Below are 9,003 nucleotides of genomic sequence, written 5' to 3'. Positions count from 1 at the left end.
GGGCTATTACAATAACAAAAGATTTCAAAAAAGATTAAACAACCTTAGTCCTATTGAATTTGGAACTAAGGCTGCTTAATGAAAAGACACCTAATCTATTACTGTCTACTTGACAGGGGTAAGACCAGGATACAGAAATCATCTTCTTGATGTTGCCTAACTTTTTTCAAAATGTCCTTTACAAAGGGTACAGATTATTTTGGATATATGCTTTTTTATATGTATTAAAGAAATATGGATATTTGCATTACTACTAGTTCAAATGTAAGTAACGCTAGTAAGTAATGATCATATTTATCTGATGTATAGGCGGATGTCTTTTTTAGACTGTTAATGGTGAAAAGAGCTAAAGTCAGGACGAGAAGGCCAAGAGTTATTTTGAAGATTATTAATGAAATAGCAACCATCCCCCTTTAAAGGTATATGTTTATAATAACATTTTAGTAAAAAATATCTAATCCGTTTTAGGAGTTTCCTTGTATGACAAGGAGGAATGTTATTGTCAATCTTTGTCGTTAAATCGATATCCTTTATTGAATCGTTGATATATTGCAAGTTGTGATAGATATATTCGAAAAATCGTTGATATATTGCAAGTTACGATAGATATATTCGAAAAATCGTTAATATAATTTCATTTACCGACATGTATATATATGATTTACCGAAAACAAACAAGGATGTCACTCAGTCAAAAAAGTGACATCCCTGTTTTTAATTCTCAGCAGAATAAATAATATCTAAATTCCCGTTTTGATCGGTTTTGAAAATCGGGGCAATTTGCTCTTCTTGCTCTTCGACCGAAACAAGTTTTCGAGCACGATCCATAATTCGAACAAGCATCGCGTAATCTTCTTCGATTGCTTGTTGTTTTTTTGTGAGTACCGCTAATTTCGTTTCAAGTTCATGATTCGTTTTTTGCAGAGAAGTGAGCTGAGCTTGTAATACATCATTTTCAGTTTGCAACTTTGCGAGTGAAGGGTTATTATGCTCCAAGTTTTGCAAAAATGAGATGACATTTTGCATCGTAAGTTCTTGTTTACTTGGCGTAATATCTTCAGAAAACTCAGCATCGATTACGAGTTGTTTCGTTTTCGTGAACTGATTTTTTTCTATTTTAGCTTCAGAGCGCTTTAATTCTTTACGTTGTTTCTTCGCAAGCTGCACAGCATCTTCGTAATTCGGTCTTACTTCAGCATTCCATCTAAAGCCGCAAGCTGCTGAAGTCCGGTTCAACGTATCGCCGACTTCATCAAATGCTTTTATTTGTGTACTTCCGCTGCGAATATGTCGTAAAACAGTTTCTGCTAAAAGGAGATCATCTTCTTTTGTCCATGCATCTTGACGTGTTTTCATAAGCGAAGCCTCCATAATGGTGACGTTTTCGTTTATGTTACCCTTTATTTTTCGTTTTATTCGAAGTTTGTAATCTTTCATAAACAGTAGAAAGTGCTTGCTCAAATTTCCCTGTCGTTTTCGGTTTATAATATTGCTTGTTTTTTATTTTATCAGGTAAGTATTGTTGCCTTACCCAGCCGTTTGGATGGTCGTGTGGATATAAATATCCAATGCCTCTTCCAAGTGATTCTGCGCCTTTGTAATGACTATCTTTTAAATGGCTTGGAATGTCACCTGTTTGACCGTTGCGTAAATCGTGTAATGCAGCATCAAGTGCTTTATAAGCTGAATTTGATTTTGGTGATAAGCATAGCTCGATAACGGCATTTGCAAGTGGGATGCGTGCTTCTGGGAATCCAACTCGTTCAGCTGATTCAATTGCAGCTAGTGTACGTGGTCCAGCTTGTGGGCTAGCAAGTCCAATATCTTCATAAGCCATAATAAGAAGGCGTCTGCCAATACTTTGTAAATCACCTGCTTCAATAAGGCGTGCTAAATAATGGAGCGCTGCATTTACATCACTTCCGCGCACTGATTTTTGAAATGCTGATAATACGTCATAATGAGCATCGCCGCCTTTGTCGTGAACGAAGCTCTTCTTTTGTAAGCATTCTTCTGCAATCTCGAGTGTGATTTCAGCCGCTTGATCGTCTGTAGTAAAGCTAGATAATACAGCAAGCTCAAGTGCGTTATAAGCGGAACGCATATCACCACCAGAGGCGTTTGCAAAGTGATGTAGTGCTTCATCTGTTACCGTTACAGCATATTCTCCAAGGCCTTTTTCTTTATCTTCTAAAGCTCTTTTTAACCCAATTAAAATATCATCTTCTGTTAGTGCGTGTAATTCGAAAATTTGACACCTGCTTCGAATAGCGGAGTTTATTGCATGGAATGGATTACTTGTCGTTGCACCAATTAAAGTAAGAAGTCCGCTTTCTAAGTGAGGTAATAGAAAGTCTTGCTTTGCTTTATCTAGACGGTGAACTTCATCTAAAATTAAAACGAGGTGTCGATGCATCTTCGCTTCTTGTACGACAACTTCCATATCTTTTTTATTGTGAGTAACAGCATTCAATAGACGAAACGGGGTACCGGTACTTCCAGCAATTGCACTGGCAATGGATGTTTTTCCTGTACCTGGAGGACCGTATAAAATCATAGATTGAAAATGATTGGCTTGGACCATTCGCCATAAAATCTTTCCTTCACCAACTAAATGTTGTTGCCCAATAATTTCTTGAATATTTGTAGGGCGCATTCGATGTGCGAGTGGTTGTTTCATTTGGACCGTCTCCCTTAATATATAATCTCGTTCTATCGTATCATTTTTTTCTACGAAATTTGAAATAGGATGCTGTTTTATGGGAAAAATAAAGGATAATATTTTCATTTTTCTTTCAATTGTAATAATTCCCGAGTTTTTCAATGTGATTTTATGTTATCATTTTGATACACAAGTTGAAATTTCTTATAATACTATATTATGCTATAATTTCATAGGATTTTAAATTGTGTTCTTTTTATAAATAAGATATAACCAATAGAAGTGAAAATTTGAAAAGAGGTGCAAAATAGATGAAAATTTCAACGAAAGGCCGCTATGGCTTAACAATTATGATTGATCTTGCAAAAAAGTTTGGTGAAGGTCCGATTTCATTAAAATCAATTGCGCAGGCACATGACTTATCGGAACATTACTTAGAGCAATTAATTTCACCACTTCGTAACGCGCGTCTAGTAAAGAGTACGCGGGGAGCATATGGCGGATATGTACTATCAGATCAGCCGGCTAACATTACAGCTGGAGATGTAATCCGTGTATTAGAGGGTCCGATTAGTGTTGTAGAAATGATAGAAGAAGAAGAACCAGCACAACGCCAATTATGGATGCGTGTTCGTGATGCGGTGCAAGAAGTGTTAGATAGTACAACGTTAGAAGATTTAGTACGTTATGAGGAAGAAAATCACGGGGGCTATATGTTTTACATTTAATTCCTTGTGAAACGATTTGGAAAGAAGGAGATTTAATGGAACGCATTTACTTAGATCATGCTGCGACATCTCCGACTCACCCAGAAGTGGTCGAAAAGATGATTCCATATATGACAGAAATATTCGGGAACCCGTCTAGTATTCACTTTTATGGACGTCAAACTCGTCACACAGTAGATGAGGCGAGAAGAGTGTGTGCACGCAGCATTCATGCGAATCCGAATGAAATTATATTTACGAGCGGTGGTACAGAAGCTGATAATTTAGCGCTTATCGGTGTAGCACGTGCGAACCGTCATAAAGGTAACCACATTATAACGACGCAAATTGAACATCATGCGATTTTGCATACGTGCGAATTGTTAGAGCGTGAAGGGTTTGAAGTGACATATTTACCTGTCGATGAAACAGGGCGCATTCAAGTTTCTGACATACAAAAGGCATTAACAGAAGAGACGATTCTTGTATCTGTTATGTTTGGGAATAATGAAGTAGGGACGATGCAACCGATTGTGGAAATAGGAAAGCTGTTAAAAGAGCATCAAGCGTATTTCCATACAGATGCGGTACAAGCTTACGGTTTAGTAGAAATTAATGTGAAAGAGTTTGGTATTGATTTATTATCAATTTCAGCTCATAAAATTAACGGGCCAAAAGGTGTAGGTTTCTTATACGCTGGTGCAAATGTGAAATTTGAACCGTTATTAATAGGCGGAGAGCAAGAAAGAAAACGCCGTGCTGGTACGGAAAATGTGCCTAGTATTGCTGGGCTTCAGTATGCAATTCTTATAGCTGAAAAAACTCGTGAGCAAAAAAATGCCCAATATGAAGAGTTTAAAGATATAATGGTATCTGTCTTCAAAAATGAAGGCATTACTTTCGAGGTAAACGGAAACTTAGAACATCGCTTACCGCATGTACTTAATGTAAGTTTTACAGGAATGAACATTGAACCGTTTCTTGTGAACTTAGACTTAGCTGGTATTGCAGTATCAAGTGGTTCTGCTTGTACAGCTGGTTCGATTGATCCATCACATGTATTAGTAGCGATGTTTGGAAAAGACTCCGATCAAATACGTTCATCCGTACGCTTTAGTTTTGGACTTGGAAATACGAAAGAGCAAATTGAAAAAGCGGCGTACGAAACAGTGAAAATCGTGAAGCGATTAACACAAAATTAGCATGGGAGGTGACATGATGAACAAACTACCTCACGAAACACGCGTTGTCATCGGTATGTCCGGTGGCGTCGATTCATCTGTAGCAGCACTTTTATTAAAAGAGCAAGGTTATGATGTAATCGGAATTTTTATGAAAAACTGGGATGATACAGATGAGAATGGTGTCTGCACAGCAACAGAAGATTACAATGATGTAATTGAAGTGTGTAACCAAATTGGTATTCCGTATTATGCAGTAAACTTTGAAAAACAATACTGGGATAAAGTATTTACGTACTTCTTAGATGAGTACCGAGCTGGTCGTACACCAAACCCAGATGTAATGTGTAATAAAGAAATTAAATTTAAAGCATTTTTAGAGCATGCAATTGCGCTTGGTGCGGATTATGTGGCAACAGGCCATTATGCACGCGTTGCTTATATGGACGGCGAATATAAAATGCTTCGCGGTGTTGATGACAATAAAGATCAAACATATTTCTTAAATCAATTAAGCCAAGAGCAATTATCAAAAACAATGTTCCCGTTAGGTGAATTAAAGAAACCGCAAATTCGTGAAATGGCGAAAGAAGCTGGCTTAGCGACAGCGGCGAAAAAAGATAGTACAGGTATTTGCTTCATTGGTGAGCGTAACTTTAAAGATTTCTTAAGTAACTACTTACCGGCACAACCAGGTGTAATGCAAACATTATCTGGTGAAGTGAAAGGGAAGCATGACGGTTTAATGTATTATACAATTGGACAACGTCATGGCCTTGGAATTGGTGGTAATGGTGATCCATGGTTTGCTGTTGGGAAAAATCTAAAAGAAAACATTTTATATGTTGATCAAGGATTCCATAACGAACTTCTATATGGTGATGAAGTTATTGCTACGAATGTAGGATGGGTAAGTAACAAAGAAAAAGAAACAGAATTTAAGTGCACGGCGAAATTCCGTTATCGTCAAGAAGACAATAAAGTAACGGTTCAAATCGTTGATGAAAATACAGTTCGTATTCTTTGTGATGAGCCAATTCGTGCAATTACACCAGGACAAGCAGTCGTTTTCTATGATGGAGATGAGTGCTTAGGCGGTGCTACAATTGATGAAGTATACCGTAGTGGTAAGAAATTGGATTATTTAGGATAAATGAGAAGCCTCTGCCGATTAGCGGTTAGAGGTTTCTTTTACATAAAGCGAATTTTCGTTCGCTTGGAAAATACATTCTTTGTTATAATTTGTTGTAGAGGTGAAGGACATGTCAAACAAACTTGAAACAGGTATTCAATATATGCAAGAAGGAAACTGGGAAGAAGCAGCTAAAAATTTTACAGAAGCAATCGAAGAAAATCCGAAAGATGCGCTTGGGTACATTAATTTTGCAAATTTATTAGACGTATTAGGTGATAGCGAGCGAGCGATTTTATTTTATAAACGTGCACTAGAGTTAGATGATAAATCTGCAGCAGCCTATTATGGTTTAGGAAATGTATATTATGGCCAAGAGCAATTTACTGAAGCGAAAGCTGTATTTGAACAAGCAATGCAAGCTGGATTACAATCAGCTGATGTAACATTTATGTTAGGTATCACACATGTACAGCTTGGAAATGATCGTCTTGCACTACCATTCTTACAAAGAGCAACAGAATTAGATGAAAACGATGTAGAAGCTGTATTCCAGTGCGGACTTTGCTTCGCGCGATTAGAACACGTTCAAGAGGCGAAACCTTATTTTGAAAAGGTATTAGAAATGGATGAGGAGCATGCAGATGCGTATTACAATTTAGGTGTTGCGTACGTATTTGAGGAAAATAATGAGAAGGCTCTCGCTTTATTTAAGAAAGCAACTGAAATTCAGCCAGATCACTTTTTAGCGGGTAATGGCGTTCGTTTATTAGAGCAAGAAGCTGAATAAGATAAAAATATAGTTTAATGGGTAGTTATCCCTCATCTAAAAAGGTGGGGGATGTACTGCTCATTAAAGTGAAAATACCGGAAAGGAGAGGAAAAATGGGAAATCAACATGCAATGGATTTGTTTGAGGAAGAGAAAAAGTTTATAAAAGCGCAAGTTCTTCATACCATTTTCCACAACGAAGAAAACCTCTATTCCGTTGTCAGTATGAAAGTCATTGAAACGAATGAAACGTATGACGAAAAGAAAGTAATGATAAACGGTCATTTTCCCCGCATGCATGAAGATGAAGTGTTTACATTGACAGGTCATTTTAAGGACCATCCAAAGTATGGAAAACAATATATGGTTGAAACATTTAAAAAAGAATTGCCGCAAACAAAAGCAGGTATGGTGCAATATTTAGCGAGTGATTTATTTAAAGGGATAGGAAAGCGTACAGCTGAAAAAATTGTGGACCATCTCGGAGAACATGCTATTTCTAAAATTATGGATGACCCTGAGGCATTAAATGGTGTCGTTAATAAACAAAAGGCTCAGGAAATATATGAGACAATTGTTGAACATCAAGGGCTAGAGAAAGTAATGAGCTTTTTAAATGGCTACGGTTTTGGAACGAAACTTTCTATTAAGATTTACCAGCAATATAAAGAGATGACATTAGAAGTGATTCGTAATAATCCGTATCAACTTATCGAAGAAGTGGACGGGATTGGTTTTGGAAGAGCGGATGATATAGGGCGTGCGTTAGGGATATCGGGTAATCATGACGACCGTGTACGCGCAGGATGTTTTTACACATTAGAGAATGTCTCATTACAACTTGGTCACGTTTATATGAGGAAAGATCAACTTGTAAGAGAAACGATGTCACTTTTAAACAATCAAGAAGGAAGAGTGACTGAGGAAGATATTATAGGTTGTATTGAAACGATGCAAAGTGAAGGGAAAGTCATCATAGAAGAAGAACGAGTGTATTTAGCAACGTTATTCTACTCTGAGAAAGGTGTTGTAAAGTCTATTCGCAGGCTTATGAATCAAGAAGAAACACCTTCATTTCCAGAAGCAGAAGTGTTAAAAACGTTAGGTGAAATTGAAGAACAACTGAACGTACAATATGCACCGTTTCAGCAAGAAGCAATTCAAACGGCACTTCATAAACCGATGATGTTATTGACAGGTGGACCAGGAACAGGGAAAACAACAGTTATTAAAGGGATTGTTGAAATGTATGCATCACTACACGGGTTATCGTTAAATCCGAATGAATACAGTGATGATAATCCATTTCCAATACTATTAACAGCTCCAACAGGAAGAGCAGCGAAGCGGATGAGTGAATCGACAGGACTTCCAGCTTGCACAATTCACCGTTTACTTGGTTGGACGCCAGAAGGATCTTTCCAGCGTAATGAAACGGATCCTGTCCAAGGTAAGCTCCTTATTATCGATGAATTTTCAATGGTTGATATTTGGCTTGCAAATCAGCTATTTAAGTCGTTGCCGACGAACATTCAAGTTATCGTTGTAGGTGATGAAGATCAGTTGCCATCTGTAGGGCCTGGACAAGTATTAAAAGATTTATTAAATGCAGGCGCAGTTCCGACAGTGAAGCTTACTGAAATTTATCGTCAAGCGGAAGGCTCATCAGTGATTCAACTTGCCCATGCGATAAAAAATGGAACTCTACCACCAGATTTAGCACAAAATCAAAAAGATCGTTCATTTATCGGCTGTACAGGAGCTCAAATTGTTGAGGTTGTGAAAAAAGTTTGTGAAAATGCTAAAACAAAAGGCTTTAGCGCAAGAGATGTACAAGTATTAGCACCGATGTACCGCGGGCCTGCTGGTATTAATGTATTAAACGAAGCGCTGCAACAAGTATTTAATCCGAAGAGGGAAAAGAGTAAAGAAATTGCTTACGGTGATGTTGTGTACCGAAGAGGCGATAAAGTACTGCAACTCGTGAATCAGCCGGAGAGCCAAGTGTTTAATGGTGATATTGGGGAAATTGTTTCGGTGTTTTATGCGAAAGAAAACGTTGAGCAACAAGATATGATTATCGTTTCATTTGATGGAATTGAGGTAACGTATACGAAGCCCGATTTAAATCAAATTACGCATGCATATTGTTGTTCCATTCATAAATCACAAGGTAGTGAATTTCCGATTGTTATTATGCCAATCGTGAAAAGTTACAACCGTATGTTACGTCGTAATTTAATTTACACGGGCATTACAAGAAGTAAGAAGTTCCTTATTATTTGCGGAGAGGAAGCAGCTTTCCAATCTGGTGTAAATCGCCTTGATGATGCAATGCGTCAAACAACCTTAGCTAGTCGCTTGCAAGAATCACAAGGAGAAGTACAGATGGTCACAGTTAATGGCGAGGAAATGGACGTGGAAAACATTTCACCGTATGATTTCATGTAACAAGGTGAAATTATATAGTGAAACTTTCAAACGCATAGCGTTGAAAGGCTCCAGTAAAATGTATAAATGAATGCAGTTTGGACATAATGGCGAATAGAA

7 protein-coding genes are annotated in these 9,003 nt (G+C 37.6%); 5 read left to right on the top strand and 2 right to left on the bottom strand.

Annotated features, from left to right (window positions below):
• Positions 1-714 precede the first annotated feature (714 nt).
• Both D1166_RS11610 and D1166_RS11605 read right to left on the bottom strand, forming a co-directional pair.
• Positions 715-1,356 carry an RsfA family transcriptional regulator gene (locus tag D1166_RS11610; RefSeq protein ID WP_000857722.1) on the bottom strand — a complete coding sequence of 214 codons (642 nt, stop codon included), beginning with the start codon at positions 1,354-1,356 and terminating at the stop codon, positions 715-717.
• A gap of 37 nt (positions 1,357-1,393) precedes the next feature.
• Positions 1,394-2,680, bottom strand: coding sequence for a replication-associated recombination protein A (locus D1166_RS11605; RefSeq protein WP_000812919.1), 1,287 nt, complete (start codon positions 2,678-2,680; stop codon positions 1,394-1,396).
• Between the two features lie 293 nt (positions 2,681-2,973).
• Between D1166_RS11605 and cymR the strand changes: the two genes are divergently transcribed.
• The 5 genes from cymR (at position 2,974) to recD2 (ending at position 8,904) form a co-directional block, all read left to right on the top strand.
• Entirely contained in the window at positions 2,974-3,390 is a 417-nt protein-coding gene (gene cymR / locus D1166_RS11600) for a cysteine metabolism transcriptional regulator CymR (protein ID WP_000704116.1), read from the top strand.
• 35 nt (positions 3,391-3,425) lie between these two features.
• Positions 3,426-4,571 (top strand): cysteine desulfurase family protein, encoded by a 1,146-nt coding sequence (locus D1166_RS11595; RefSeq protein WP_000439893.1) that lies wholly within the window; start codon positions 3,426-3,428, stop codon positions 4,569-4,571.
• A gap of 16 nt (positions 4,572-4,587) precedes the next feature.
• Positions 4,588-5,703 carry a tRNA 2-thiouridine(34) synthase MnmA gene (mnmA, locus tag D1166_RS11590; RefSeq protein WP_001038010.1) on the top strand — a complete coding sequence of 372 codons (1,116 nt, stop codon included), beginning with the start codon at positions 4,588-4,590 and terminating at the stop codon, positions 5,701-5,703.
• A gap of 109 nt (positions 5,704-5,812) precedes the next feature.
• Positions 5,813-6,472, top strand: a complete 660-nt coding sequence (locus tag D1166_RS11585) for a tetratricopeptide repeat protein (protein ID WP_000066409.1) — start codon at positions 5,813-5,815, stop codon at positions 6,470-6,472.
• A gap of 95 nt (positions 6,473-6,567) precedes the next feature.
• The gene (gene recD2 / locus D1166_RS11580) at positions 6,568-8,904 is read left to right on the top strand and encodes an SF1B family DNA helicase RecD2 (protein ID WP_000528086.1); all 2,337 of its coding nucleotides are present in this window, start codon (positions 6,568-6,570) and stop codon (positions 8,902-8,904) included.
• Positions 8,905-9,003 lie beyond the last annotated feature (99 nt).

It is taken from the genome of Bacillus sp. ISO11 (assembly GCF_003458115.1).
GTDB lineage: Bacteria > Bacillota > Bacilli > Bacillales > Bacillaceae_G > Bacillus_A > Bacillus_A cereus.
This window is presented reverse-complemented; position numbering and strand designations above follow the sequence as displayed.